The following is a 25,863-nucleotide window of genomic DNA, read 5'->3' as shown; positions in this document are numbered from 1 at the left end:
ACCTCAACCTCAACCTCAGTCTCAACCTCAAATGCCCAACATAGCCATAAAAGCAGAAAACCTTTCTAAAGCCTACCAACTCGGCCAAATAGGTACCGGAACCATCAGCCGTGATCTTGAACGCTGGTACGCCCGTATACGAGGCAAAGAAGACCCTTTTTTAAAAATTGGAGAAACCAACGACCGAACCAGCAAAGGATCTTCTGATATTGTATGGTCTTTAAAAGACATCAATTTTGAGATTGAACAGGGCGATGCTGTAGGCATTATCGGCCGTAACGGCGCCGGAAAATCTACTTTATTAAAAGTATTAAGCCGGGTCACCTCCCCTACTACCGGGCGTATTACCGGCAAAGGACGCATAGCAAGTTTATTAGAAGTAGGTACGGGTTTTCACCCCGAACTGACCGGGCGTGAAAACATCTACCTCAACGGTGCCATTTTAGGCATGCGCAAAAAAGAGATTACCCGTAAGTTTGACGAAATTGTAGATTTCGCCGGGGTAGAGCGTTATATAGATACTCCTGTAAAACGTTATTCCAGTGGAATGTATGTGCGTCTGGCTTTTGCTGTGGCTGCGCATCTGGAATCTGAAATTTTAATTGTAGATGAGGTTTTAGCTGTGGGCGATGCGGAGTTTCAGAAGAAATGTCTGGGTAAGATGGGTGATGTAAGTAAGGGAGAGGGAAGGACGGTATTGTTTGTGAGTCATAATATGATATCAGTAGAAACATTATGCAAAAAAGGTATTTTCTTAGATAACGGTACAATCATCCATACCGGAAATACCAAAGACTGTATATTACAATACAAACTTCAAAATATAAATGTAAATAATTACAATTTTGAAAAACACAGATTAGAAACCTATGAAGTTAAGTTCACATCGTTCAAGCTATACAACGAAAATAAAGAAGAAAGGATTAGTAGTAACAACAAATTAATCTTTGAACTCGAACTCCTAAGTAAAATATCAACAAATATAAACATTAGAATCACAGTCTTCAACGAAGATAATGTCCGGTGTTTAACCTTTGATTCAAATGAATCATTCGATGACCTTCTTTTCATTACAAGAGAAAAGAAGAAAAAAATAGAATGTCATATCACTGAAAAGTTGAATTTAAAAGCAGACAGATACTTTGTAAATATATCTATTAAAAACAACAGAACAGTTTATGATCATATTATCAGAGTATTATCATTTGAAATACAAGAGACAGATATTTTTGGTTATGGAAGAATTTCGTTAAACGACGCTCCTTTATTATACAAACCCCATGAATGGCGATATTATGACATTATCTAATCTTACAGAAACCCACCTTCTTATTACCTGGCATAATGCTACCACTCTCTTAGATGATATAAAAAAGCAAATATCTGATAACTTCACGATTAAAAGGATTTTCTGTAATTCTTGGGACAATAAAGATTTCTTAGGCAACTTAGTTCAATTTTATGCACACTCTCAAAAAGAAAAAAGCAGCGATGATTATTTAAAAATTTTAAAAAATAAAATTGCACACTGCGGTAACGGCAAATTTTATGTTTTCGTCATAGAAGATCATACTCCTCATTACGACTATCGCTTAACATCAAATGGGGAACAAATAGTTAACACAAATATCTTTGACCTCAAAACTAACCTTAGAGAGTTAACAGGAGGAGGCCATAAGATACATTGTTCCAACAATATTTTTGAAAGCAATAAAGATTTAACGCTGATTTTCCATAAAAACAAGGATGATTTTTATAAAGAACATCAGGGGAATGACCAAAATATTATCAAAATCAAGCAAAATTGTTTAGGTTTCAACGGGTTCAATCAAATAGAAGATTTATTCTATTTGCTGAATAATACCATTCAATACTGCGTATTAAGAAACTTTGAATGTCTCCCTAATGAATATACATTAGAGGGACATGGCGATATAGACTTATTAGTTGAGAACCTGAATTATATTGTTTATCTTACTAATGCCAAACCTGTCTTCCCTGATAAAAATTACAGGGTACATTATACTATTAAAATTGACAAAGAAGACATTCCTTTCGATTTCAGATATTTAGGAGATGGTTACTATGATGTAAACTGGCAAAATGAAATACTAAACACCAGTATATTTTTTAATAACTGCATCAAAACTCCTAATGAAATTAATCATTTTTATAGTTTACTATATCATGCGTATGTCCAAAAACATACTGTAAAGGAAGACTATAAAATCAGATTAAAAAAAATCGCAGAAAATGCATCTCTGAAATATGGAAATGACCAAACAGAAAATGAGAATATTCTGCACCATTTTATGGTGAAACAAGGTTATGAATATACAATACCCCTAGACGAAACTGTACATTTCAAAAAAATTATAGAAAAAAATTACAGAGAAGAACCGTATAAGTTGATATCCAGAAATATCGTCAGATATGGAAAAAAAGTTTATTTCAGTGAAGTTTTCAGATATGATGAAAGAACCATATTAAAAAAAGGTAGCCCGTATATTATTAAAAATGAATTTGAATATCTAAGTTTATTAAAAGACTATAAATATTTCCCTAAAATCTATGAATATAGCAACAAAAACGAAATACATTCAATAAAAATATCCTATATCCATGGAGAGAAATTAATAAAGAAAATAATTACTGATAGCTCTTTTTGGACTGCAAAAAATATTCAGAAAATTCATTCTCAAATATTAGACATTCTTTCCATATTAACCCTGCACAATATTATTCACCGGGATTTTACCCCTAATAATTTATTAATAGATGCAGATTTCAATATCTATTTAATTGACTTTGGTTGGGCAACTAGTTCATCATCAGATACAGGAGAAAATATAACCCCTAATGCGCTTGCTCAAAACTACAGAAAATCAATCAACAATTTTAATGACTGGTATTTTTATAGCAGGATAGCAGGTAAACTTTTCTTTAGGATAACAGCATTTAAAAGGGTTTCCGATTTTCTTTCAAAAGCAGACCAAAAAGACTATCTTAACCATTCAGATTTACAAAAACTGTATGATCTCAATAAGATGCAGACCTTACAGTTTACACTGAAAGATTATTTTATAATAACATCAAAGCGATGTAAATTATTTTATAATAAACTGATAAAAAAATTAAATTGAAAATATTAACAATTATTGTAACTTATAATGCCACTAAAAATAACTGGATATATAAGTGTTTAAGTTCGGTAATAAGCTCAAACATAAATACAAATATTTTAGTAGTTGACAATAATTCTACCGATCATACTGTAAATTTCATCAAAGAAAATTTCCCTCAAGTTTCCTTAGTAGAGAGTAAAGAAAATTTAGGCTTTGGGAAAGCTAACAATATAGGTCTAAGAAAATGTATAGATGAATATTATGATTTTGCGTTTCTACTGAATCAAGATGCATTTGTCCTTCCTCATACAATACATCAATTAGCAGCAACGCTTAAAAAGAATAAAGGTTATGGAATTCTAAGCCCTTTACAGATGAATGGAGAAGGTCGGCTTATAGATAAATTATTCTATAAAAACATCGTCAATCATCCCATAGGAAGATCTGTTTTCTCTGATCTGGTATCTAAAAAAAATACAGATAAAATATACGACTTAACGTATATGAACGCTGCATGCTGGTTAATTGACAGGCATTGCATTGAAAAAATAGGTTTTTTTGATGAAATTTTCGATCATTACGGAGAAGACAACAACTATTGTCACCGTCTCGAATACCATAATTATAAGATAGGGTTAATAACAGATACGCTTGTTTACCACGATAGAGAAGAAAGAGAAAAAAACACATGGGAAGGCGATAGTGAGTTAAAAATAAAACTAAAACTCACAAATATTCTGAATAAGGACATTGATAAAATTTATCGTTCCGAATTAATAAAAAAACTACGCCAATCAATAAAGTCAATTATTAAGGGAAATATCAGTTATGGTATTAAAGATTTTATAAACTACTATCGGCTTCTTCACAAAATCTATCCAAAAGCAAAGGCAAGTTATCTATCGAATAAAAACAGGTAACACAGCTTATAATAAATTTCATTTCCAAATAGATTACACTTATTACCCCACAGGGAATCAAAGTCTACTTAATAAATAATAAAACCCATTGAAAATCACCTATATTCTACCGGAAATTACGGGCGGAGGTATTGCTACTTATTATAAAAACCTTATTACTCCAATAGTAGATACCGGAAATTCAGTAAATATTGTTTTAGGAGATTATAAATCTGATATTTCAAATCATGATTTTCCAGGAAATATCTTACAAATAACAGAAAACGACTATCAGGAAGGATGGAGAAAATATATAGGATTAGACATATTTCCTAATATAAGGCATAAATGCGCTTTAAGTTATGCCTGTTATAAAAAAGCCGAAAAACTAAATTCGGATATTATTGAAATAACAGACTACAATCTCTTATTCTATAGCTTTTTGACTAATAAGATTGTTCCTGTAGTTATTCGATTGGCAGGAAGTTCTGGACAGTTAGAACTTCATGAACATCGTGATTCAGATCATATAGAAAATATTCTTTTACTAGGTATAGAAAGATACCTGATCAATGAAGCTGACTATATCATCGGCTTAAGCAAATTGAACATTGACTATTGGAATAAGCTTTTATCAAAAAAATCTTTTCTTCATTTGCCTTATCTTAATTATCCTAATATTGATGCAACAGATAAAAAAACAGAAAAATGCAGAGGTGTAGTAGTAGGACGGTTGCAATTATGGAAAGGAGCTGTGTTCTTATGCGAGTTTTACAAAAAATATCCCAGCGCGCCCAAAGTAGATTGGATTGGCGGAGACAATTACTATAAAGATCACTCAAAATCTATGCTTTCCCATTTGAAGAAACAGTATCCTGACATAATTGATAATCATATTAATTTTAAAGGCAGGCTTTCTTATGAAGAAACACAAAAAGCTATTGAAAATGCAGATTTTGTATTGATTCCTTCCACTTGGGACACATTTAATTTTGTAATTACCGAAGCAATGTGGAAAGAAAAAGTTGTAATTGTATCAACCGGAGCCGGCGCAAGTGAATTAGTTCAAAATGATATTAATGGATTTGTTTATAAGAACAACGATTTAAATTCTTTAATGGACGCATTTAATAGTTATTTAAAAAAAACAGATCATCAACTTTCTGACATAGCTAAGAATGCTCATATTTCTATAAAAAATTTACTCAATAATGGTCAATTGATAACTGATAGAATTTCTGTTTATAAAAATCTCATCAATCAGCCCGTAAGCAAAAATCACGAAATTCAGTTTATAGACAATTCCCTACAAGCTGTCTCCACAAAAGAGATATTTAAAAGAAAGCTAAGTATAAGGGAAATATTTCAATTGATTTTAAACAAATTTTCAAAGTGAAACTATCGGTTATCATTTGTTCACACAATCCTAAGAAGGATATTCTTACAAAAGTTGTCGATTCATTGAAGATTCAAACTTGGGGAGTTAATAATTGGGAATTAATTTTAGTGGACAACTCGAGTATACCAAACATTAGCTCGTGGCTTAATTTGTCCTGGCATCCAAATGCTACAATAATTTTAGAACAAAAATTAGGATTGTCCCATGCCCGGATTTTTGGTGTTCAACATTCTACATCAGATTTAATTATTTTTGTAGACGATGATAATATACTGAATCCAAACTATCTGAAAGAAGCATTAAAGTTTCACCAACAATACCCTCAAGTTGGCTGCTTTGGAGGAAAATCTATTCCACAATTTGAATCGCAACCACCTAAATGGTTTTTCCAATGTGGTATAAATCTCGGCTGTCAGGAATATGGAGATGAGCCTTATATATCGGATTATAGAACTAAATCTTTTAAAATAAAGAATTATCCAATTAAGGCTCCCATTGGGACAGGAATGGTAATCTTAAAATCTGCATTTATGAAATATCTGGAAGAAGCACAAAACGATGCCAAACGAATGGCTTTAGGCAGAAAAGGTAAAGCCTTAACCTCTGGAGAAGACAATGACATTATATTAACCCTTGTAAAAAAAGGTTATGAAATTGCATATGTACCGTCATTGATGGTAACCCATCTAATTCCCCAAAACAGATACAGCCTAACCTATCTAAAAAAAATGGCCTACGAAAGTAATCGTTCTTGGGTAAAAGTATTAGAAATACACAGTATAAACCCGTGGAAAAAAATCAGTAAATTCAGTTTGCCTTTAAGAGCCTTAAAGGCTTTTATTACCCATAGACCTTGGCAATCTGAAGAAAAATCCATTCAATATCAAGCTGCTTTGGGAAAATTCAAAGGGCAGTCAGAAATATGATTAATCAAACATCCAGAAATTATACCTTAGATATATTAAGAGCTTTCGCCGCTTTTATCGTGGTAGTTTTTCATTTGAACGAACCAATACCCCATATAGATAACTGGTATAGAAATATCGTAAAATTAGGTTGGTTAGGTGTCCCTATTTTTTTTGTTATAAGTGGTTACTGTATCATGATGTCGGCCTTTAAAACCAGTAATTCCAAAGAGTTTATTTTAAAACGTTTTTTTAGAATATTCCCTCCTTATTGGGCAAGCTTGATTATTGTACTATTAGCTGCTGTTTTACAAAAAATAATTACCGGCTATAATTCGGTTAATTTTATACCCACTAATTTACAGGAAATACTAGCTAATATTAGCTTACTCACAAAGCCTTTCAGCAAGATTGAGACTATTAACTGGGTGTATTGGTCTTTAACTTATGAGTGGTTTTTCTACATGGTTATAGGGATCGTACTTTTACTTCCATACCGTTTTTGGATGTTAGCTCTTAGTATGTTTACCTTGATCTCAATATTCATTCCCATATCAGATTCAGGTTTTTTCTTTTTCTTTAACCATTGGCCCACCTTTAGTCTTGGTCTAGCGGTTTATGCTTTTCACTTTTTAAAAGGGAAAGAACGTCTTTCTTATTTCTTTGCACTAGCTGTTTTAAGTATCTATGGACTGGTTACAAATTTTGCACTAAAAGGGCAGCTGGAATATGCTTATGTATCCATCTTTACTTTTGTGCTCATCGTTGTGAGTCCGTATATTTCTATTTCCCAAAACATATTTACGCGTTTAGGAGATTATTCTTATGCAGTATACCTGTTACATGTTCCAATAGGTATTTATCTATTTGGTAAATTGAAAACACCATTTATCCAAGAAAACATAGGATGGAATATTTTATATGACTTACTTAACTATTCTCTTTGTTGTATAATATCCTATTTCTTTTTCAGGTATATTGAACTACCCTCCATGAAAATGGGAAAAAGATTTTCCAAGTCTAACTTAAAGACTCAAATAACCATCTCTTGATACAAAAAATCATAAACAAACTTTACCGATATCCCAAATCGAACTGGAAAAAAATGCAGCGATTGGGCGGTCTCCTCAATTATCGACGTATAATAAGAGGCCAGAAAATGATGATGAAAGCAAGCTATGACTTGCCCAAAATTCCGTCATTCTCTAATGGCTTACCTGTTTACTTCCTCACCGGAAAGAAATTCATTTATCAAACTTTGTTTTGTGCATACTCTCTGGTAAAACATAGTAAAGAAATATTTCAGTTTATCTTGGTAGATGATGGTTCTTTTGACGATAAAGATATAGTTCATTTGCAGATTAAAATGCCACACGCTAAACTGGTTTTAAAAGAAGAAATAGCCCAAAACTTACAAAAAATTTTACCTGTTAAAAAATTCCCTTTTCTACATCATAAAAGGAAAGTATATCCACACATTAAGAAACTAACAGATATACATACCCTACAAGATAATCCTTATAAAATTGTGTTAGACTCTGACATGTTGTTTTGGAAAGAGCCTGAAGAAATCATTGAATGGCTTAAAAAACCTAACAACTCCATCTATATGCTAGATTGTGAAGAATCTTATGGATACTCCAGAGAATTAATGTTTCAACTTTGCGGGCATCAGGTTCCTGAATTAATGAATGTTGGGGCAATAGGTTTTTCCAGTAAAATTATCAATTGGGAAATCCTGGAAAAATGGGGAAGCACTTTAGAACAAAAAGAAGGGACTTCTTATTATTTAGAGCAAGCATTAACAGCTATGTTAATTGCCGGGCAACATAGCGAGATACTGAACAAGAAAGACTATATTGTAAACCCTTCTCCAGAACAAATCAAAAATACAGAAGGTATATTACACCATTATGTAGATTTATCTAAAGAGGGTTACTTTAAAACAGCATGGAAAAAAATTCATTGAATTTACCTTTAGTTTCAATCTGCATACCCTGCTATAATGCAGAACAATATATTAAAGACACGCTTGATTGTATCGGAAAACAGAGTTATAGAAATCTGGAAATTATTGTTATAGATGACCATTCCACAGACAATAGCCTCAACATACTGCAAAATTATTCCCAAAAGTACCCTTTTTTGCAATTTGAAACAGCCCAGAAGAAAGGAGCTGCCGCAGCAAGAAATCAGGCATTCACTTTAAGCAAAGGAGAATTTATTGTTTTTTTTGATGCTGATGATATCATAGAAGAAAATTTTATAGAAAGCCAGTTAGCTGCACTTCATTATCATAAAGAAGACGTTGTAGTTTCATCATGGGGAAGATTTTCGGATCATCCGGATAATTGTAAAACGGATCCTTACATTATCGAAAAGGATTTAAGTTTCTATGAATGGATTATTGGATATTGGACTAATGTAAGGCACACAACTCCTCCCGGCAGGGTAATGGCATCCAGAGAATTAACCCTTAAAAGCGGATTGTGGGATGAAGGTCTGAGCCTCAATGATGATTTTCAGTTTTTTTCAACCTTGTTTTACTATGCAAAAACTATCATATACAATGGTAACTCAGTATTTAAGTATAGAACAGGAATTGGCGGATTATCAACCCAGAAAAAAGGATATGAATATCAGCTATCGAACTTCAACGCTTTAATGAAAGGAATAGAGTTGGCAATCAGCAAATATCCTCAACACGAAGTAAAAAAGGCTTGTGCCAATATGCTTCAAAATTTCATCTATGAGTGTTATCCAGATTCTGAATCCTTATTAAAAAAAGCTCATAAAAAAACAGCTATCTTAGGGGGGGCAGATTTTCCTTTCCCGTCAGGAGGCTACACTAAAATGCTCGTCAATATTTTAGGTTGGAAACTCACTAAATTATTAAAACTCAAGCTTGGAAAAAGTTAATACTACTACAATTAAAAAGCTACTTTTCTTAGAGGGTCTTCGGGGATTGGCCGCATTATACGTAGTCATCCATCATGCCCGTTGGTTTTTATGGGAAGGTTATAGCGAGGGTTATCTTAAACATCCCGAAGAATATAGCCTCATTGGTAAGATAACTGTCTATTTTCTGTCTATATTTATCTATGGACATGAAATGGTTTTGTTTTTCTTTTTATTATCCGGATTCGTAATCCATTTACGCTATGCCCGTAACCTAAATAAAGGAGTTATTAATTTCGATTTCTGGCCATACTTCATAAGACGATTCAGCAGGATATATCCTCCATTAGTTTTTGCATTAGTATTCACATTTTTATTGGATTCATACGGAAAACATTTAGGTTTCTCTATTTATGAAGGAGTTGCTCCTTTCAGAATTGTAAAAGATAATTTTAGTTGGATTACCCTGCTGGGAAATCTTGCGTTTTTGATGAATAGCTATGTAGAGAGTTGGGGCAGTGATTTTGCTTTATGGTCTTTAAAATTTGAATGGTGGTTTTATATGCTCTATCCATTGTTTTTTCTCATTGTCAGAAAAAACAATAGTTTGGCTTTCACAAGCATCATCTTGCTCTTTATAACGAGTTTTTTTCCAAAACTATGGCCGCTAAAAATATTACAGGAGATATTCGCCTATATGGTTATATGGTGGTTCGGTGTAATTTTAGCAGATATTTATACCGGAAGAATTAAAATAAAGTTTTCCTATCTCGTTCCTCTAATCGTATTTATTCCGATAGCCATAATAATTAAATCTAAAACCGGTATTCCCGATATTTATTGGAATTTCTTATGGGGCACTGGCTGGATGGGTATATTGTCTCTTTTTTTCTGCCTGCATGAGAAAAATGTGGAAACAAAAGCATTTAATAAAATACAATGGTTAGGAGCATGTTCTTATACCCTATATATTATACATTCTCCCATACTGGTATTTATAAGCGGTTATTTAATGAAAAGAGATGGAAAGTTGCCTTCTCATTTCGGATATGTAATTGCCGGAACCTCATTGTCTATTTTAGTAGCCTGGCTATTACATTATGTTATCGAAAAGCCTTTTATGGGAGTGTCTATAAGTAAGATAAGGAATGGTAAATAAACACGTTTGCATTGTTACACAGGCCCATTTATGCAGTAATCCCAGAGTTGTAAAAGAAGCCTGCCTTTTAGCCGAAATGGGATTTAAAGTTAGTATTCTAACCTGCAAATACGAAGAAAAGGTATTTCTGGCGGACAAGCAATTAATACCTTCTTCGGTTGAGCTAAAGCCATTTGCAGATTTATCCAATAAAAAACTGAAAACGTTCATTTTAAAGATGAAACGTAAGACTTCCATTTTAGCATTTAAAAAATTAAATATAAAAACCCCGGGTGCTTTAGGCTATGGTTATCAGTTGCTGTTAAAGAAAGCTTTACAAGAAAATGCTGATCTATACATTTGCCATCAAGAAATGGCTACTATTGCCGGAACGGCATTGATAAAAAAAGGGAAGAAAGTCGCTTTTGATCTGGAAGACTGGTATTCGGAAGATTTAACGGAAAATGCAAGAGCAGAACGGCCTATAACATTATTAAAAAAACATGAAAAGATTGCTTTAACACAAGGGTTATTTTGTATAACTACCTCAAATTCAATGGCAGAGGCAATGGCAGAATATTACCGTACATCCAAACCCAGCGTAGTCTATAACACCTTCAAAAAAAGAAAACCCGACCAGAAAGTTATTGAAAAAGACAGGAACAATAATATAATACCTTCTCTTATTTGGTTCTCACAAACTATAGGCCCCGGCAGGGGATTAGAAAAATTAATTGAGGCGCTAAATATGATAAATACACCTGTCCAACTGCATCTAAGAGGCAGGGTAAATTTAATTTATAAAGAGCAATTGCTTTCAACTTTCAACAATACCCGACACAAAATTTATTTTCATGAACTTATAAATCCAGATGAATTACCTTATCGTCTTGCACAGCATGATATAGGCTTGGCATTAGAACCGGACAATCCACTAAACACAAATCTAACTATTAGCAATAAAATTATACAATATTTGCAAGCTGGCCTAGCTGTCATAGCTTCCAATACCAAAGGACAGTCTGAATTAGCTCAAAAAGCCAATGATTGCATCAGGTTATTTAATCAGGATGATGCAGTTGGTTTGGCAAAGCACATCGAAAACCTGATTACACAAACTGATGAACTGAGGACAACGAAAAAAAAATCTCTCGAGATATTTGAGCATAAGCTATGCTGGGAAATTGAAAAGGAAAAATATAAGGAAATTATTCTTCAAAGCCTTTTTTAAAAACGAGGTTTTAGTATATAAAAATGTATGCCTAAAAAACAATACGATATCATTACCTGTCACCCGGCGAAACATCATTTTTACGAACAGGCTCACGCTATATCACAGAAATATGATATCCGCTTTTTAACCTCGGTATTTATTAACCCTATCTGGTTAAAGCTGATAAAACCTTTCTCAAAAAAAATCTATCAATTCTTATCTAAAAAATCCCATTCAAAATTAGCATCTAAATATGTCATAACCCACCCGGCTACGGAGCTGGAAATAATGCGGAAAAAGCTGCGCAAACAAAACTATAATTATTATGAAGGTAACCGTAAGTTTGAACATTGGGTGATTAAAAACTTCATGCCTCCCAAAGTTTTTATTGGTGTAGATACTGCCTGCGGTTACATTTTCAGTCAATGGAAAAATAAAAGCTTTTTAATCTTAGATTTGGTAATTGCCTTGCCACAGTATAGAAATAAGGTTTATCAGGCAGCCATTGATGAAAATCCTAATTTGAAACCCAAAGATTTTCACTTTTCCACAGAACCGGAACTCTCTATTTACAAACAGGAAATTGAACTGGCAGATCTTATTCTCTGCGGTTCTGAGTTTGTAAAATCATCCTGTTTGGATTATGGTATCCCTGAAAGCCGTTTAAAAGTAATTGAATATGGTGTAGATCTTGATCTTTTCAATCCAACACCAAATTTACAAAAGAACGGTAAATTCAAAATGGCATTTGTAGGTAATTTTAGTGTAAGAAAAGGATCCATCCTGATAGAGCAATTGATGAAGAATCTGGAAAATTACGGGGATATTGAACTTCACGTTTTCGGCAAAGCAGATAAGGCTTCCAAGGCAAAATTTGGTTCTAACACCTTTTTTCATGGATTTATACCGCAACAAGAACTAAAAGAAAAGCTGGAACTATGTGATATGATGGTTTTCCCCACGTATTTCGAGGGTAGCGCCTATGCAGTTTACCAGTCTATGAGTTTAAGCTTACCTGTTATTACTACTCCTAATTGTGGTAGCGTGGTTGATGAAAGCTGCGGTATTATCATCCCGGTCAATAATATACATGCTTTGGAAGAAGCTGTAATGAGATTATATGCTGATAAAGAACTGCGATTAGAATTAGGTAAAAATGCCCATGTAAAAGCCCAAAACTATTCCTGGGAGAACTACGGTGAAAAAATACGGCAGGTAATTGCAACAGCATTGGAAAAACATCCTGAAAAATTAGTTTAAGATTTTGAAGAAGTTACTGATCATATCTCCATACTTTCCGCCATGCAATGCTGCGGATATGCAAAGGATAAGAATGAGCCTGCCTTTTTTTTCTCGTTTTGGCTGGAATGCCAGTGTTGTTTGCGTCGACCCTGTTTTTTGCGAGGTTAATAAAGACCCACTGCTCTTAGAAACAATTCCTTCTGAAATACCGGTTTATTACATAAAACCCATCTCTAAAAAATGGACTGCTAAATTTGGTTTGGGAAGTATTGCCCTGAGGTCTTTAAACAACTATAGAAAAACAGTAAATGCCATTCTGAAAAAGGAACAATTTGATCTCATATACTTTTCTACCACACAATTTCCGGTATGTATTTTAGGTAATTACTGGAAGAAGAAGTTTGGTATACCTTATGTAATAGATATGCAGGACCCATGGCATTCTGATTATTATATGAGCAAGCCAAAGCATGAGAGGCCTCCGAAATATTGGTTTTCTTACCGCTTGAACAAATGGCTGGAACCTATTGCCATGAAAAAAACAGATGGCATAATTGCTGTTTCACAATCTTATATTGATACATTACAAGAGCGCTATCCCCAATTAAGGCAAATTCCAACCAGAGTAATTACCTTTGGAGCTTTTGAGGTGGATTTTGAAATTGCTAAACAGAGTAAAATATCTGCTCCCTCTATATTGAAAAAAAAATCTGTTCATGAAATTAGTATTGGTTATATTGGAAGAGGTGGATATGATATGCATGATGCTTTAACGATTTTATTTACTGCTTTTAAAAATGGGTTAGAATTGAATCCTGAATATTTTGAACGAATGCGTTTTTATTTTATAGGTACCAGTTATGCAAAAAATGGTACAGGTATACCAACTATTACTCCCTTAGCAGAACGAATGCGAATGACAGACTATGTAGAAGAAAAAACAGATAGATTACCTTTTTACCAGACATTGAATACACTAAAAAGCTTTGATATATTATTTATTTGTGGCTCAAATGATGACAAATATACGGCCTCTAAGATATACCCCTACATTTTAGCAGAAAAGCCGTTATTAAGTATATTTCATCCTAAAAGTAGCGCAGCTAAAATAATTCGAGAATGTCAAGCAGGCGAAGTAATAACTTTTGATGAGGTATCAGACGTACAAATGAGAAAAATATTAAACTACCTACAAAACTTTGATAATCTCTATACACAATATTCATCAGAGGCTTTTATTCCCTATTCGGCCAAAGAAATGACAAGAAAACAATGTGAATTATTTAATAAAAGTATATCATAGTATGTTAAAAAAGATGCAAAGAACATTTGGCTTTATTAATGCCCATTCATTGGCTCGAAAAAAGCTTTTTACTGCGTATAGAAGATTTATATTATGGCAGCTCCAGTCATCATTCACCCAAAAACTTATTGTTAAAAATTTCATAGGCAATGTTAGGTTTTATGCAAAAAAAGGATTAACGGGAATCACAGGAAATATTTATACAGGTCTTCATGAGTTTGAAGATATGAGTTTTTTATTACATTTTTTAAGACCAGAAGATACATTTTTTGATATAGGGGCCAACGTAGGTTCTTATAGTTTACTTGCTTCAGGATTTGTAGGAGCTAATTCGATAACATTTGAACCGTCTCTACAAACATTCAATATATTATTAAGAAATATTAAGCTAAACAATTTAGAGACAAAAATATCTCCTCTTCAACTTGCTTTGGGCAGAGAATGTGGTAAATTGGCATTTACCACTAAATACGACACGGGCAACCATATTGTTACTATTGACAAAAATGGCAACAACAATATTATAGTTGAAGTAAAGAAATTAGATGATTTCATAAAAAAAAGCCCTATTTTATTAAAAATAGATGTTGAAGGGTTTGAAACAGAGGTCTTAAATGGAGGAAAAGTATTACTAAGAGAACCTACCCTTAAAGGTATTATTATTGAATTAAATGGCTCTGGTTCAAGATATGGTTATGACGAAAATCACATACACCAACTTCTTACTAAAAATGGTTTCTTACCTTATATATACGATCCTTTTACACGTAACTTTACGTTAATAAATAAATTTGGTACACATAATACTATATATATAAGAGATTTTATCTTTGTAAAAGATAGATGCAATAAAGCCCATTTGGTAACTTCTCTAGGTATTAGTTTTTAATGAACAAATTAGCTATCATTAGTACTCACCCTATCCAATATTATGCTCCTGTATATAAGTTATTGGCAACCGAATGTACAATAAAAGTATTTTACACCTGGGGTACCGCAGCCTTAAAACCGAAACACGATCCAGGATTTGGACAAACCATAGCATGGGATATTCCTTTATTAGAAGGTTATGAATATGAATTTTTAGATAACAAAGCTAAAAACCCAGGTTCTCATCATAGAAAAGGGATTATTAATTCAGGTATTATTCAACGTATCGAGGAGTTTGCGCCAGATACCTTACTGGTATATGGCTATGCTTATCATAGCCATTTTAAAGCAATGCAATACTTTAAGGATAAAATACCAGTTTGGTTTAGAGGGGATTCTACTTTATTAGATCATGGTGGTGCTTTAAAATCCATATTAAAAAGTATTTATCTGAAATGGGTTTACCAGTATGTAGACAAAGCTTTTTATGTGGGCAACAACAATAAAGCTTATTTTAAAAAATATGGTTTAAAAGAAGAACAATTGGTATTTGCCCCACACGCTATTGATAACAATCGCTTTGGAGAAAACCGAAACGAAGAAGCTCTACAACTAAGAAAACAATTAGGAGTACTCCCTGATGATTCCCTTATTCTATTTGCAGGTAAACTAGAGCCAAAGAAGAACCCTGAATTATTAATAGAAGCTTTTATACAATTAGTAAAGAAAAATGAAACAGATTTCTCGACTAAGTTCGAAATGACCAATAGGAAAGTGCATTTGTTATTTGTAGGGAATGGAGTGTTGGAGAAAAGTTTAATGTTGAAAGCCAAAAACTTTAATGACGAGATTGCTTCGTCCCTCGCAATGACAAATAGAGTACATTTTATAGATTTTCAAAATCAAAGCCAGATGCCAGTTGTATATCAAGCTTGTAATATATTTTGCTTGCCATCTCAAGGCCCTGGAGAAACTTGGGGATTGGCCATAAATGAAGCAATGGCTGCAGGCAAAGCTATTTTAGCATCTGATAAAGTAGGTTGTGCGGCTGATTTAGTTCAAAATGAGGTGAATGGATTTATTTTTAAATCGGGTGATCAGGTCGACTTGCAGGAGAAATTAAAATGCCTACTAAAAACTAACCTTGTAGAATACGGAAAAAGCTCAAAAAAAATTATAGAGAATTGGTCTTTTGAAAAACAGATTAAAGCTTTGACTAAAGAATTAAAAAAATGCTAAGAAAATACCTTATTCTTTTCTTTCCACTATTAATCGCTGTTTTTTTAAAAGAGACTCCGTTCTGGTCCTATTTAATTGCCTGGTTGGGTTCTTTTTATGTATTTTATGTTACTTGGGTACAATATGGTTATGAATTTTCTAACGAGCAGCCCATAGCCGAAGGAATTATGCATCCTATATTTCTTATACAAGCCATATTTACTGGTTTTATGTGCTGTACCTCTATATTCTATTTTTACGATATTTATCAACACAGCTTAAGTGACCCTAAATACATTCAGGAACTTTATTTGACGGCTAAAAGTCAAAGATTGAGTTTATTGGCTCATATTGCATTGGTTCTGGGCATAATAAGCTTATATGGGTATAAAGATAAATCAGTCAGAATAAATAATACCTATACACCTGCCTTTTATCTTAAACTCACCTTATTATGTTATAGTTTAGGGTTTGTTTTTAATTGGATGTCCGGATTGAATCAATTTGCACTATACCTATTCAATATTTCCTCTATCGCTGGCGTTTTTCTATTGGTAGCAGGGCTAACAAATCAACAGGCCAAATTTATCTGGTTAGGCTTAACTTTTTTTATATTCAACTTTCTATCAGCTACGTTAACCGGATTTAAAGAAAGTATTATCACTAGTTTATTGATTTTATTTGTACTATTGTTTCCCTTATACAAAAAAACAGTCATTATTTTAAGTATTCCTGTCGTTTATTTATTGGTTTATATATTACCAACCTATGCAGGCATTATACGACAAGAATCCTGGTCCGGCGGTACAACTGTGGAAGATGCCAGAAGTATGGCCTTAGAACAAATATTGGATGAAAACAATCAGGAAAAGATAAAAGAGACCAATTGGCAATTTTTAACTGAAAGACTTTCCGAAATCAGTATGTTTAATCAATTTGTCGGCTTTGTTCCCCAAAAAAGAGATTACTATTATCTCGAAATAGTAGAAAACAGTCTGGAAGCTTTAATCCCTCGTGTCCTTTGGCCTAACAAACCAATTACGGAATTAGTAGCTATGGAACGTGTTTATGATGCCGAGGTAATTAACCGAAATTCCATAGCCTCTGCGAAAACCCGTCCTGTGGTAGATGGCTATTTATCTTTTGGAGCCTTTGGTATATTTATTTCTATTTTTTTATATGGAATGTTCGTACAATGGGCTTATAATAAATCGGAAAATTTATTTAATGGTTATGAATTGGGTGGCATAGTCATATTTAATGGTATTTTTCAACCACTATGGAGAGGTAATAACTTTGAGTTTATTTTAAACAATATGGTTTATGGGCTTCTTTCACTTTTTTTAATTTACTACATTCTTCGATTTTTGAAATTATTAAATCATGACCAATTATAAAGAATACGGTTACTCCGACACCAAGCCTACCCATTCGCATTCTTATATCCTCAATCCAATATTAGCATCATTAAGTGAAAAAGATAATAGAATAATTTTAGATATTGGTTGTGGAAATGGGGCTTTGGTTAGACATTTGCTACAACTGGGCTTTAAAGCCTATGGGACCGATGCCTCTGAAGAAGGAATCAATATTGCTAAAAAACTGAATCCTGCTCATTTTGAGCTGCAAGATTTAGCTAAAGATGACTTACCTGATCAATTTCAACAAATCAGATTTAACACCATAATTTCCACTGAAGTTATAGAGCATCTTTATGATCCGCGCTCCTTTGTGTCTTTCTGTAAAAAAATATTATTACGAAATGGAGGAGGTGAATTAATTTTAACCACTCCTTACCATGGCTACTTAAAAAATTTAGTATTGAGTCTGGCCGGTAAATGGGATTTTCATGCCAACCCATTATGGGATGGAGGGCATATCAAACTATGGTCGAGAAAGACTCTTTCTTATTTATTAGAAGAACAAGATTTTGAGGTAATTGATTTTAAAGGATGCGGCAGATTACCTTATTTATGGAAGTCTATGTTGATTAAAGCGAGCATATAAAGAAATAGAGATGAGTTATAACTATTCTATAGCCATAACTTCGCTTAAACATATTTATAACTGCGAAGGCTTCAAGTTGAATCCTTCGCTCCAATTTAGATTCTGAAATAAATTCAGAATGACAGCAAGGGGAGTGTAGCAAGAAAATATTAATAAACTAAATAGGCTTCGAGTGCCTCAGCCTGACAAAAAGAGAGGTCACATTGAGGTTCTCGAAATGTGTGCAGTGGGGAAATTTGAGTATCGAGTAGGAAGTATCAAGTAGCTAGACTGGAGAATTCGATCTTCGTCCATCGTCTATCAATTATACAACGAAAAACAAACAATGAGCAACGAGGTAGGCTTCGAGAGCCTCAGCCTGACATAAAAACAAGTCATATTGAGGTACTCGAAATGTGTGCGGTGGGCTATATAAGAGACAAGCAATTGCTAATTACAGCGTGACAAAATCAAGGAAACTAGCTATATCCTTACTCCCACTATACTAGCACTTTACTTCCACCTTAGTACCACTTGAAGTTCTATACTGATTTAATTTAACAGGTATGGCATATAATATTTGAACAGATGGTATAATATAAAATAAGAGTAGGGTTTCAATCAAATATTTATAATCAGAGATACTCTTCTAAAAGAAAATAAGATGAAAATTTTGCTTTTGTTATCTTTTAAGATAACTTTACATTGTGACTCGAACGATAATATTTCATAGGAACTATTTTATAGAATTTTATCTGAAACAAGATGTTAAAGTAAAATCTAAAATACAATATACACTTGAGCTTATTAAACAAATAGATCGAGTACCAGAAAAGTTTCTTAAACACCTGGATGGAACAGATGGGTTATACGAAATAAGAGTAGAGGTCAAATCAAATATTTATAGAATATTTTGTTGTTTCGATGAGGGTAGATTGGTAGTTCTTTTTAATGGTTTTCAAAAAAAGACTCAAAAGACACCTAAAAGTGAATTAGATAAAGCAATTCTATTAATGAAAGAATATTTCAGTAACAAGTAGATACGATGAAAAAATACGATAATATAAAAAATTTCGATCAGTTGATCGAGTTGGAACACGGAAAACTGGGTACTGAAAGCAGGAATAAATATGAAGAGAATTCTCAAATGTTTATTATCAGTGAAATGCTAAAAGAGGCAAGGAAAAATGCAAATTTAACTCAGGAACAGTTAGCCCAAAAAACAGGCACAAAGAAAAGTTACATTTCAAAAATAGAAAATGGTAAAGGTAATATTCAAATTTCTACATTAATTAGGATTTTTGAACTTGGTTTAAATAAGAAGATAGGGTTAACCTTTTTATAAGACACTAAACAGTCCTCCACATTATAGTATCCTATAAACCCGCCTATATTTACGGCGGACCTATTATGTCTGTGGCGAAGCTCTGTAAAGAATTAGTAGTAAGGGAGCCCCATCTTGCTAAATTAAGGAAAAAGAGATCCTGAAACAAGTTCAGGATGACGAACGATAAATGGTTGTTTAGGAGGGCTCTGAAATGGCATGTTGAACGGTGGTATTGCTTACCGTTTGTCGTCTTTCGTTAATCGATCAATGGATATAATCTGTACAGAATTTGTTATATTTGAGATATGGAAACTTTGATCATCAGTATTCCGGAAAACAAAAGTGGTTTGGTAAAGCAGCTACTTAAAGAATTGGGCGTAACCATGAAGACAACAACTTCGGGTAAAGTATCTAATTATAAACAGAAACTTACAGAAGTAGCTGTTTGGAATGAAAAAGATCTGGATTCTTTAAAAGATGGACATAAAGCTTTCTCAGATCTTAAGTCGGAACAATGGTAATAGACACTAGCATCTTTATAGATCATCTCAGAGCAAAAGATAAACACACCACAACTTTATACCTTTTGCCAGAAAATCCTGAAATTTATATTTCAACAGTAACTTTGTACGAGCTTTATATGGGAGCTACTACAAAAGAGAAGGAAAATGATATAAAGATTTTAACCGAAGATCTGATTAAATTAGATTTCACAAAAGAAATTGCTAGTAAGTCCGCTTTTTTATATCATTTTTTGAGAAAGAAAAATAAAATGATCGAATTTCGTGATATCTTTATTGCAGCCACTTGCATTGTAAATGATTTACCTCTTCTTACTCATAACAGAAAGCACTTCATCAGAATTGAAGGTCTAAAATTAATTTAAATATAATACCAGAATTAAGGACAGGAGGCTGTCTCAAATTAGTGTTTTTTTGGATGATCCCTTCGTCGGGCTCAGGACAAGCTCAGTCGAAGCCTATCTAGTGCCATTTAAAGCCCCCTAAAATGGCGCAAGAATGAAGCTGTTTCTTGTGCCTTTGTAACCTTAAAAATCAAGTCGCTTCCACTTAGAGCGGCATTAATAATTTAGATAAACTTATATAAATGCTTCGAGAACCTCAGCATGACAATTAACGAAGTATCGGGATGACAATATTTAATTTCACCTTATCAACGAATAACGAAGAGGCTTCGAGTACCTTAGTCTGACAAATGAAAATCCTTCACATCGTAGCATCTTATAAACCCGCATATATTTACGGCGGGCCAGTTATGTCTGTAGCGAAACTGTGTGAAGAGCTTAATAAAGCTGAAAGCAGAAATAAGAAGCAGGAAATAGAGTCGTCTTTCGTCTATCCTCCACCGAACAACAAGGAAGAGGAGAATAAGGGGCTTCGAGAGCCTCAGCCTGACATGAGAGTTGTCGTATACACTACGCTGGCCAATGGTAAAGAAGAACTTCCCTATCCTTCCGGAACAGTAAAACTGGTAGGTGGTGTAGAAGTTCATTATTTTAAACGCTGGACAAAAGACCATAGCCATTTTTCCCCGGATTTGTTTTGGAAGCTATGGAAAACAGCTAAAGATTTTGACATTATTCATATTCATGCCTGGTGGAATCTGGTATCTGTGTTCTCTTGTCTAATTGCGGTGATGAAAGGAAAAAAGGTAGTCTTTACCCCAAGAGGAACCTTAAGTACTTATTCTTTTAATAACAGAACCAGTGCAGCTAAAAAGCTTTTTCATCAATATATCGGAAAGCCTTTATTGAAAAAATGCCATATCCATACTACCAGTAAGAGAGAAGAGATCGATATGCAAATTCTCTTCAATCCAAAAGGTATTACTACGCTACCCAATTTGGTAGAATTGCCATGGGAACAAGCGGATACTTTGGTGCAAAGACATCAGGATTTTAACTATAGTTTGAAGATGATATTCCTTTCCCGAATTGAGCAAAAGAAAGGTTTGGAACTATTATTCACAGTGCTTTCTAAAATAGCCTATCCTTTTCACTTACAAATAGCCGGAACGGGGGAAACCGATTATATAATGGAATTAAAACAGCTTAGTAAACAAATAGGAATTGCAGAACAGATATCCTGGCTGGGAATGCTGAATAAAGAAGAGAAGTTTTTACAGCTGGCAGAGAATGATTTGTTTGTTCTTCCTTCTTACGATGAAAATTTTGCCAATGTAGTGATAGAATCTCTGTTTACCGGTACACCCGTTTTAATTACCGAGAATGTTGGTTTAAGTGATTATGTGCTAGAGAACGATTTAGGCTGGGTATGTAAAAGAACGAAAAAGAATCTGTTGGAAAAACTGAATGAAGCATATACAGAGATAAGCAAACAGGCAACACACAGCAAGCGGATACAGGATACCATTACAGAAGATTTTAAAGAAGATAAGTTGATTAAGAGGTACTGGGAGATGTATGGGGAGGTTTTAAGGGGTAAGTTATAGGTATTAAGTGGTAGACTAGATACTAAATAAACTGCATAGTTTTTGTTATATTTGATATTATGACAACGTTGACTATAGAACTTACAAATGAAAAAGCATTAAAACTTTTGCAACACCTGGAGGATCTCCAGCTAATACGCGTTGTAAAAAAAGAGTCTGCAAAACTGTCAGATTTAAGAAAAAAAATAAAAACCCCAATGGGCAAAGAAGCAATTGATGAACAATTGGAGATAATTAGAAATCAATGGCAAAGAGATATTTAATCGATACCTCGGCAGTAATAAAATATATAAACAATTCTTTATCTTCTAAGGGCCTGTCTTTCCTGGACAAAATTGTTGATAAAGAATGTCTGCTTTCGTTTATAACTGAAATTGAGCTTCAAGTTTGGAATCCAAGCAATCAAGAAGATATTGAAGTGTATAGGATCTTTATTAAAAATTCATCAATTTATTATGTTGATGATCAAGTTATAAAAGAAACTATCCGAATTAGAAAGTTGTATAATATTAAAATACCGGACGCTATTATCGCTGCAACAGCAATAAACTGATATTAGTGTCTGATAATGATAAAGACTTTTTAAGGATTCCTGAAATAAAGTACTTTAATCCCAATAAAATTGATGTCTAAAGCTTTACACAGCTTGCTTCGTAAATCTACATCAGCATTACCTATTAAATTTTAGAATAAAAAATGACAGCACCTATTAGTGCCGTAATACTTACGTATAACGAAGAAAATAATATTAAAGACTGTATAGATAGCGTGTATGGTTTTGCAGAAGAGATTTTTGTTGTTGATTCGGGGTCTAAAGATCAAACATTGGCTATTTTGTCTGGATATGAAAATATACAGGTAATCAATCATCCTTTTGAGAACTACAGTCAGCAACGGAACTGGGCCATCAACAATCTCCCATTTTCAACAGAATGGATATTGAATATGGACGCAGATCACAGACTGACTCCTGAGTTTAAGCAGGATGTAACGCAACGTTTTCAAACTGGTATTTCCTCAAACACCAATGGCTTTTTGGCTAGTAGAAAAACCATATTTATGGGGAAGTGGATTAAATACGGAGGCCATTACCCCACCTACCATGCGGTATTATTTAGAAAAGGTTTTGGATTATGTGAGGATAAGCTATATGATCAGCATTTTAAAGTTGAGGGAGAGATCCTTAAGTTAAAGGGAGATATTATTGATTTGATTACTGAATCTTTAAGCACCTTTACCCTAAGGCATGATAAATGGTCAAATTTAGAAGCCTCAGAACAATTTTCTAATACCGATTACAACGAAAAAGTCATTAAGGGGAGTTTATCCGCCAATAACCCCATTGCACAACGCAGAATGCTGAAGAATATCTATCAGAAATTCCCATTATTTGTAAGACCGTTTATTTATTTCTTTATTCGGTATTTCCTGAGATTGGGTTTTCTGGATGGCACCAGAGGATTGATATTTCATTTTTTGCAGTGCTTCTGGTTCAGGTTTCTAATTGATGCAAAAATCTACGAGCTTAAACAAAAACAACGTGAACAAGGAGCAGATTAAATTTCTGATTTTATTAATTGGCACTTACCTGGTTGTTTATGGTTTTTGTCAATTCTGGATAGGTGTATGTGCGCCGGGTGGTTTATATTGGCCTTTTGCTGATCAATATTTGAATTTCATTAAATGGTATCGGGAATTACTGATATGGCTCGCTGTTAAGATTGCTGATATTTTTGATTTACAAACTTTAAGTAATTCTACCCAAATGCGCATTATTGGTAAAGGAGGTGTCAATATTGTCTACTCATGCGTTGGCTATGGTATTTTAAGTGCATTGACTGCTATAGGTATTGCAATACCTAAAAAATCGGTAAAACAGAAAGTTTATTTTATTCTGATTGGATTTTTTGTCTTTACAGTTTTAAATTCTCTAAGAATATTCCTGATTGCTTACTATATGAAAGAAGCGAAGAAATTGAGTGTAGACCATCATGATCTTTTTAATTATTTCTGTTATGTATTATTGATGTTGGGTGTTTATTGGTGGAGCAGAAGAAGAACAAGAGCTTGAAGGTAAATTATTCGCTATTTCTTCGTGGAAATATTGCCGTGTCGTTCCTCCTTGCAATGACAATCAATACAAGGTCATTACGAGCGACAGCGAAGTAATCTCTACATAAACAAAGCAAAGGAAGAACCTGAATAGATTGCCGCGTCGTTCCTCCTCGCAATGACAACCAACACAACGTCATTACGAGCGGCAGCGAAGTAATCTCTATATAAACAAAGTAAAGGAAGAACCGGAATAGATTGCCGCGTCGTTCCTCCTCGCAGTAACAATCAACACAAAGTCATTACGAGCGACGGCCAAGTAATCTCTATATAAACAAAGTAAAGGAAGAACCGGAGTAGATCGCCACGTCGTTCCTCCTCGCAGTAACAATCAACACAAAGTCATTACGAGCGACAGCGAAGTAATCTCTACATAAACAAAGCAAAGGAAGAATTGGAATAGATTGCCGCGTCGTTCCTCCTCGCAGTGACAATCAACACAAGGTCATTACGAGCGGCAGCGAAGTAATCTCTTTAAAATATAAGTCATATGATAAAATCAGTTATCACCCAATATTCTGTTTATATCATGACTAATAAAAAAAACACAGTTCTTTATACTGGAGTAACCAATGATCTTGAACGAAGAGTATGGGAACATAAGTTTGAAAATGGCTCTAAATTCACTTCATTATATAAATGTTTTAAGCTAGTCTATTATGAAGATTACCCTTCTATAATAGATGCTATAGCAAGAGAGAAGCAAATAAAAGCTGGGTCTCGATTAAAGAAGCTACAGCTAATTAATTTGGAAAATCCTGATTGGACAGATCTGAGTAAAGATTGGTATGAATAAGAGGAGTCTTTACAAATGAGATTGCCGCGTCGTTCCTCCTCGCAATGACAACCAATACAACGTCATTACGAGCGGCAGCGAAGTAATCTCTACATAAACAAAGTAAAGCAAGAACCGGAATAGATTGCCGCAGCGTTCCTCCTCACAGTGACAATCAACACAACGTCATTACGAGCGGCAGAAAAGTAATCTCTATATAAACAAAGTAAAGCAAGAACCGGAATAGATCGCCGCGTCGTTCCTCCTCGCGATGACAACCAACACAACGTCATTACGAGCGGCAACGAAGTAATCTCTACATAAACAAAGTAAAGGAAGAACATGAAAATAGATTGCTGCGTCATCCCTCCTCGCAGTGACAATCAACACTTATGAAAAACAAAGTTCAACTAAAAAAAGATTTTGATACAAAAGGATATGATATAGGAGCATCCTTTATAAAACAGTTATTATGGTATTTTACCAGTGTTTTATTTTTCCGATCAGGAATTATCCCTGTAAGTTCAATTTTGGTTTTTATGCTAAAATGCTTCGGCGCCCGAATTGGTAAAGATGTTAGAGTAAAACCATACATCCATATTAAATATCCCTGGAAACTGGAATTAGGTGACCACTCATGGCTAGCCGAATGTTATATTGAGAATCTGGAAACGGTGCGAATAGCCTGCAACTGCTGTATTTCGCAAGGTGCTATGCTACTTACCGGAAACCATAATTATAAATCTGCAGAATTTGATTTAGTCGCTGAACCTATAATCTTAGAGGAAGGGGTTTGGATTGGAGCTAAAGCCATTGTCTGTCCGGGAGTAACTTGTTATTCTCACTCTGTATTGAGCGTTGGAAGTATTGCAACCAAAAACCTGGACCCCTATAATATTTACCAGGGAAATCCAGCGATTAAAGTAAGGGAAAGGGTTATTTCAACGTTTTAGGTTGTAAGTTCTATGTTCATACTTACTA

Annotated in this window: 27 protein-coding genes; all 27 read left to right on the top strand. The window is 33.9% G+C overall.

Going from position 1 to position 25,863, the window contains the following annotated elements; genetic code table 11:
- Window positions 1–31 precede the first annotated feature (31 nt).
- Window positions 32–1,309, top strand: coding sequence for an ABC transporter ATP-binding protein (locus tag ACFSAH_RS01925; protein WP_379660997.1), 1,278 nt, complete (start codon window positions 32–34; stop codon window positions 1,307–1,309).
- Window positions 1,296–3,143 (top strand): protein kinase domain-containing protein, encoded by a 1,848-nt coding sequence (locus ACFSAH_RS01920; RefSeq protein WP_379660996.1) that lies wholly within the window; start codon window positions 1,296–1,298, stop codon window positions 3,141–3,143. The genes ACFSAH_RS01925 and ACFSAH_RS01920 overlap by 14 nt, the downstream gene beginning before the upstream one ends.
- Complete coding sequence (locus tag ACFSAH_RS01915) at window positions 3,140–4,045, top strand: glycosyltransferase family 2 protein (protein ID WP_379660995.1); 906 nt, start codon at window positions 3,140–3,142, stop codon at window positions 4,043–4,045. The genes ACFSAH_RS01920 and ACFSAH_RS01915 overlap by 4 nt, the downstream gene beginning before the upstream one ends.
- Before the next feature lie 88 nt (window positions 4,046–4,133).
- Window positions 4,134–5,420: a glycosyltransferase family 4 protein gene (locus ACFSAH_RS01910; protein WP_379660994.1), complete on the top strand. Its 1,287-nt coding sequence runs from the start codon at window positions 4,134–4,136 to the stop codon at window positions 5,418–5,420.
- Entirely contained in the window at window positions 5,417–6,349 is a 933-nt protein-coding gene (locus tag ACFSAH_RS01905) for a glycosyltransferase (RefSeq protein WP_379660993.1), read from the top strand. Before ACFSAH_RS01910 ends, ACFSAH_RS01905 begins: the two co-directional genes overlap by 4 nt.
- Entirely contained in the window at window positions 6,346–7,380 is a 1,035-nt protein-coding gene (locus ACFSAH_RS01900) for an acyltransferase family protein (RefSeq protein ID WP_379660992.1), read from the top strand. Before ACFSAH_RS01905 ends, ACFSAH_RS01900 begins: the two co-directional genes overlap by 4 nt.
- A gap of 107 nt (window positions 7,381–7,487) precedes the next feature.
- The gene (locus tag ACFSAH_RS01895) at window positions 7,488–8,297 is read left to right on the top strand and encodes a hypothetical protein (protein ID WP_379660991.1); all 810 of its coding nucleotides are present in this window, start codon (window positions 7,488–7,490) and stop codon (window positions 8,295–8,297) included.
- Entirely contained in the window at window positions 8,279–9,247 is a 969-nt protein-coding gene (locus tag ACFSAH_RS01890; RefSeq protein WP_379660990.1) for a glycosyltransferase family 2 protein, read from the top strand. The genes ACFSAH_RS01895 and ACFSAH_RS01890 overlap by 19 nt, the downstream gene beginning before the upstream one ends.
- Window positions 9,234–10,385 (top strand): acyltransferase family protein, encoded by a 1,152-nt coding sequence (locus ACFSAH_RS01885; protein WP_379660989.1) that lies wholly within the window; start codon window positions 9,234–9,236, stop codon window positions 10,383–10,385. Before ACFSAH_RS01890 ends, ACFSAH_RS01885 begins: the two co-directional genes overlap by 14 nt.
- Complete coding sequence (locus ACFSAH_RS01880) at window positions 10,375–11,595, top strand: glycosyltransferase (protein ID WP_379660988.1); 1,221 nt, start codon at window positions 10,375–10,377, stop codon at window positions 11,593–11,595. Before ACFSAH_RS01885 ends, ACFSAH_RS01880 begins: the two co-directional genes overlap by 11 nt.
- 27 nt (window positions 11,596–11,622) lie before the next feature.
- Window positions 11,623–12,837, top strand: coding sequence for a glycosyltransferase family 4 protein (locus ACFSAH_RS01875; protein WP_379660987.1), 1,215 nt, complete (start codon window positions 11,623–11,625; stop codon window positions 12,835–12,837).
- A gap of 4 nt (window positions 12,838–12,841) precedes the next feature.
- Window positions 12,842–14,122, top strand: a complete 1,281-nt coding sequence (locus ACFSAH_RS01870; protein WP_379660986.1) for a glycosyltransferase — start codon at window positions 12,842–12,844, stop codon at window positions 14,120–14,122.
- Between the two features lie 13 nt (window positions 14,123–14,135).
- Window positions 14,136–15,011, top strand: coding sequence for an FkbM family methyltransferase (locus tag ACFSAH_RS01865; protein WP_379660985.1), 876 nt, complete (start codon window positions 14,136–14,138; stop codon window positions 15,009–15,011).
- Window positions 15,011–16,231 carry a glycosyltransferase family 4 protein gene (locus ACFSAH_RS01860; RefSeq protein WP_379660984.1) on the top strand — a complete coding sequence of 407 codons (1,221 nt, stop codon included), beginning with the start codon at window positions 15,011–15,013 and terminating at the stop codon, window positions 16,229–16,231. Before ACFSAH_RS01865 ends, ACFSAH_RS01860 begins: the two co-directional genes overlap by 1 nt.
- Window positions 16,225–17,607, top strand: a complete 1,383-nt coding sequence (locus ACFSAH_RS01855) for an exosortase Y-associated Wzy-like protein (RefSeq protein WP_379660983.1) — start codon at window positions 16,225–16,227, stop codon at window positions 17,605–17,607. The genes ACFSAH_RS01860 and ACFSAH_RS01855 overlap by 7 nt, the downstream gene beginning before the upstream one ends.
- Entirely contained in the window at window positions 17,594–18,217 is a 624-nt protein-coding gene (locus tag ACFSAH_RS01850) for a class I SAM-dependent methyltransferase (protein ID WP_379660982.1), read from the top strand. Before ACFSAH_RS01855 ends, ACFSAH_RS01850 begins: the two co-directional genes overlap by 14 nt.
- A gap of 686 nt (window positions 18,218–18,903) precedes the next feature.
- A complete protein-coding gene (locus tag ACFSAH_RS01845) occupies window positions 18,904–19,236 on the top strand; it encodes a type II toxin-antitoxin system RelE/ParE family toxin (RefSeq protein WP_379660981.1) in 333 nt (110 codons plus the stop codon).
- Window positions 19,237–19,241: 5 nt separating this feature from the next.
- Window positions 19,242–19,541, top strand: a complete 300-nt coding sequence (locus tag ACFSAH_RS01840; RefSeq protein WP_379660980.1) for a helix-turn-helix domain-containing protein — start codon at window positions 19,242–19,244, stop codon at window positions 19,539–19,541.
- Window positions 19,542–19,828: 287 nt separating this feature from the next.
- Entirely contained in the window at window positions 19,829–20,044 is a 216-nt protein-coding gene (locus ACFSAH_RS01835) for a hypothetical protein (protein WP_379660979.1), read from the top strand.
- Window positions 20,038–20,409 carry a type II toxin-antitoxin system VapC family toxin gene (locus tag ACFSAH_RS01830; RefSeq protein ID WP_379660978.1) on the top strand — a complete coding sequence of 124 codons (372 nt, stop codon included), beginning with the start codon at window positions 20,038–20,040 and terminating at the stop codon, window positions 20,407–20,409. Before ACFSAH_RS01835 ends, ACFSAH_RS01830 begins: the two co-directional genes overlap by 7 nt.
- 329 nt (window positions 20,410–20,738) lie before the next feature.
- On the top strand, window positions 20,739–21,995 hold the full coding sequence (locus ACFSAH_RS01825; protein WP_379660977.1) for an XrtY-associated glycosyltransferase XYAG1: 1,257 nt from the start codon (window positions 20,739–20,741) through the stop codon (window positions 21,993–21,995).
- A gap of 59 nt (window positions 21,996–22,054) precedes the next feature.
- Window positions 22,055–22,258, top strand: a complete 204-nt coding sequence (locus tag ACFSAH_RS01820) for a hypothetical protein (RefSeq protein ID WP_379660976.1) — start codon at window positions 22,055–22,057, stop codon at window positions 22,256–22,258.
- Entirely contained in the window at window positions 22,240–22,548 is a 309-nt protein-coding gene (locus tag ACFSAH_RS01815) for a type II toxin-antitoxin system VapC family toxin (RefSeq protein ID WP_379660975.1), read from the top strand. Before ACFSAH_RS01820 ends, ACFSAH_RS01815 begins: the two co-directional genes overlap by 19 nt.
- Window positions 22,549–22,691: 143 nt before the next feature.
- Window positions 22,692–23,555, top strand: coding sequence for a glycosyltransferase family 2 protein (locus ACFSAH_RS01810; protein ID WP_379660974.1), 864 nt, complete (start codon window positions 22,692–22,694; stop codon window positions 23,553–23,555).
- A complete protein-coding gene (locus ACFSAH_RS01805) occupies window positions 23,536–24,066 on the top strand; it encodes an exosortase/archaeosortase family protein (RefSeq protein ID WP_379660973.1) in 531 nt (176 codons plus the stop codon). Before ACFSAH_RS01810 ends, ACFSAH_RS01805 begins: the two co-directional genes overlap by 20 nt.
- Before the next feature lie 531 nt (window positions 24,067–24,597).
- Entirely contained in the window at window positions 24,598–24,903 is a 306-nt protein-coding gene (locus tag ACFSAH_RS01800; RefSeq protein ID WP_379660972.1) for a GIY-YIG nuclease family protein, read from the top strand.
- A 371-nt stretch (window positions 24,904–25,274) separates the two neighbouring features.
- Window positions 25,275–25,835, top strand: a complete 561-nt coding sequence (locus ACFSAH_RS01795) for a WcaF family extracellular polysaccharide biosynthesis acetyltransferase (RefSeq protein WP_379660971.1) — start codon at window positions 25,275–25,277, stop codon at window positions 25,833–25,835.
- The last annotated feature ends 28 nt before the right edge of the window (window positions 25,836–25,863 follow it).

The sequence above is a fragment of the Pseudopedobacter beijingensis genome (assembly GCF_042678145.1).
GTDB lineage: Bacteria > Bacteroidota > Bacteroidia > Sphingobacteriales > Sphingobacteriaceae > Pseudopedobacter > Pseudopedobacter beijingensis.
Note: the sequence above shows the minus strand (reverse complement) of the source record. Positions and strands in the feature narration are given on the sequence as shown.

What these genes read in the sequence shown, in the direction of transcription:
- ACFSAH_RS01820 (WP_379660976.1), top strand. Translation starts at nt 22,055, where the DNA reads ATGACAACGTTGACTATAGAACTTACAAATGAAAAAGCATTAAAACTT.
- ACFSAH_RS01860 (WP_379660984.1), top strand. Translation starts at nt 15,011, where the DNA reads ATGAACAAATTAGCTATCATTAGTACTCACCCTATCCAATATTATGCT.
- ACFSAH_RS01865 (WP_379660985.1), top strand. Translation starts at nt 14,136, where the DNA reads ATGCAAAGAACATTTGGCTTTATTAATGCCCATTCATTGGCTCGAAAA.
- ACFSAH_RS01835 (WP_379660979.1), top strand. Translation starts at nt 19,829, where the DNA reads ATGGAAACTTTGATCATCAGTATTCCGGAAAACAAAAGTGGTTTGGTA.
- ACFSAH_RS01900 (WP_379660992.1), top strand. Translation starts at nt 6,346, where the DNA reads ATGATTAATCAAACATCCAGAAATTATACCTTAGATATATTAAGAGCT.
- ACFSAH_RS01925 (WP_379660997.1), top strand. Translation starts at nt 32, where the DNA reads ATGCCCAACATAGCCATAAAAGCAGAAAACCTTTCTAAAGCCTACCAA.
- ACFSAH_RS01840 (WP_379660980.1), top strand. Translation starts at nt 19,242, where the DNA reads ATGAAAAAATACGATAATATAAAAAATTTCGATCAGTTGATCGAGTTG.
- ACFSAH_RS01855 (WP_379660983.1), top strand. Translation starts at nt 16,225, where the DNA reads ATGCTAAGAAAATACCTTATTCTTTTCTTTCCACTATTAATCGCTGTT.
- ACFSAH_RS01920 (WP_379660996.1), top strand. Translation starts at nt 1,296, where the DNA reads ATGACATTATCTAATCTTACAGAAACCCACCTTCTTATTACCTGGCAT.
- ACFSAH_RS01795 (WP_379660971.1), top strand. Translation starts at nt 25,275, where the DNA reads ATGAAAAACAAAGTTCAACTAAAAAAAGATTTTGATACAAAAGGATAT.
- ACFSAH_RS01890 (WP_379660990.1), top strand. Translation starts at nt 8,279, where the DNA reads ATGGAAAAAAATTCATTGAATTTACCTTTAGTTTCAATCTGCATACCC.
- ACFSAH_RS01875 (WP_379660987.1), top strand. Translation starts at nt 11,623, where the DNA reads ATGCCTAAAAAACAATACGATATCATTACCTGTCACCCGGCGAAACAT.
- ACFSAH_RS01880 (WP_379660988.1), top strand. Translation starts at nt 10,375, where the DNA reads ATGGTAAATAAACACGTTTGCATTGTTACACAGGCCCATTTATGCAGT.
- ACFSAH_RS01810 (WP_379660974.1), top strand. Translation starts at nt 22,692, where the DNA reads ATGACAGCACCTATTAGTGCCGTAATACTTACGTATAACGAAGAAAAT.
- ACFSAH_RS01830 (WP_379660978.1), top strand. Translation starts at nt 20,038, where the DNA reads ATGGTAATAGACACTAGCATCTTTATAGATCATCTCAGAGCAAAAGAT.
- ACFSAH_RS01800 (WP_379660972.1), top strand. Translation starts at nt 24,598, where the DNA reads ATGATAAAATCAGTTATCACCCAATATTCTGTTTATATCATGACTAAT.
- ACFSAH_RS01895 (WP_379660991.1), top strand. Translation starts at nt 7,488, where the DNA reads ATGATGATGAAAGCAAGCTATGACTTGCCCAAAATTCCGTCATTCTCT.
- ACFSAH_RS01850 (WP_379660982.1), top strand. Translation starts at nt 17,594, where the DNA reads ATGACCAATTATAAAGAATACGGTTACTCCGACACCAAGCCTACCCAT.
- ACFSAH_RS01815 (WP_379660975.1), top strand. Translation starts at nt 22,240, where the DNA reads ATGGCAAAGAGATATTTAATCGATACCTCGGCAGTAATAAAATATATA.
- ACFSAH_RS01825 (WP_379660977.1), top strand. Translation starts at nt 20,739, where the DNA reads ATGAAAATCCTTCACATCGTAGCATCTTATAAACCCGCATATATTTAC.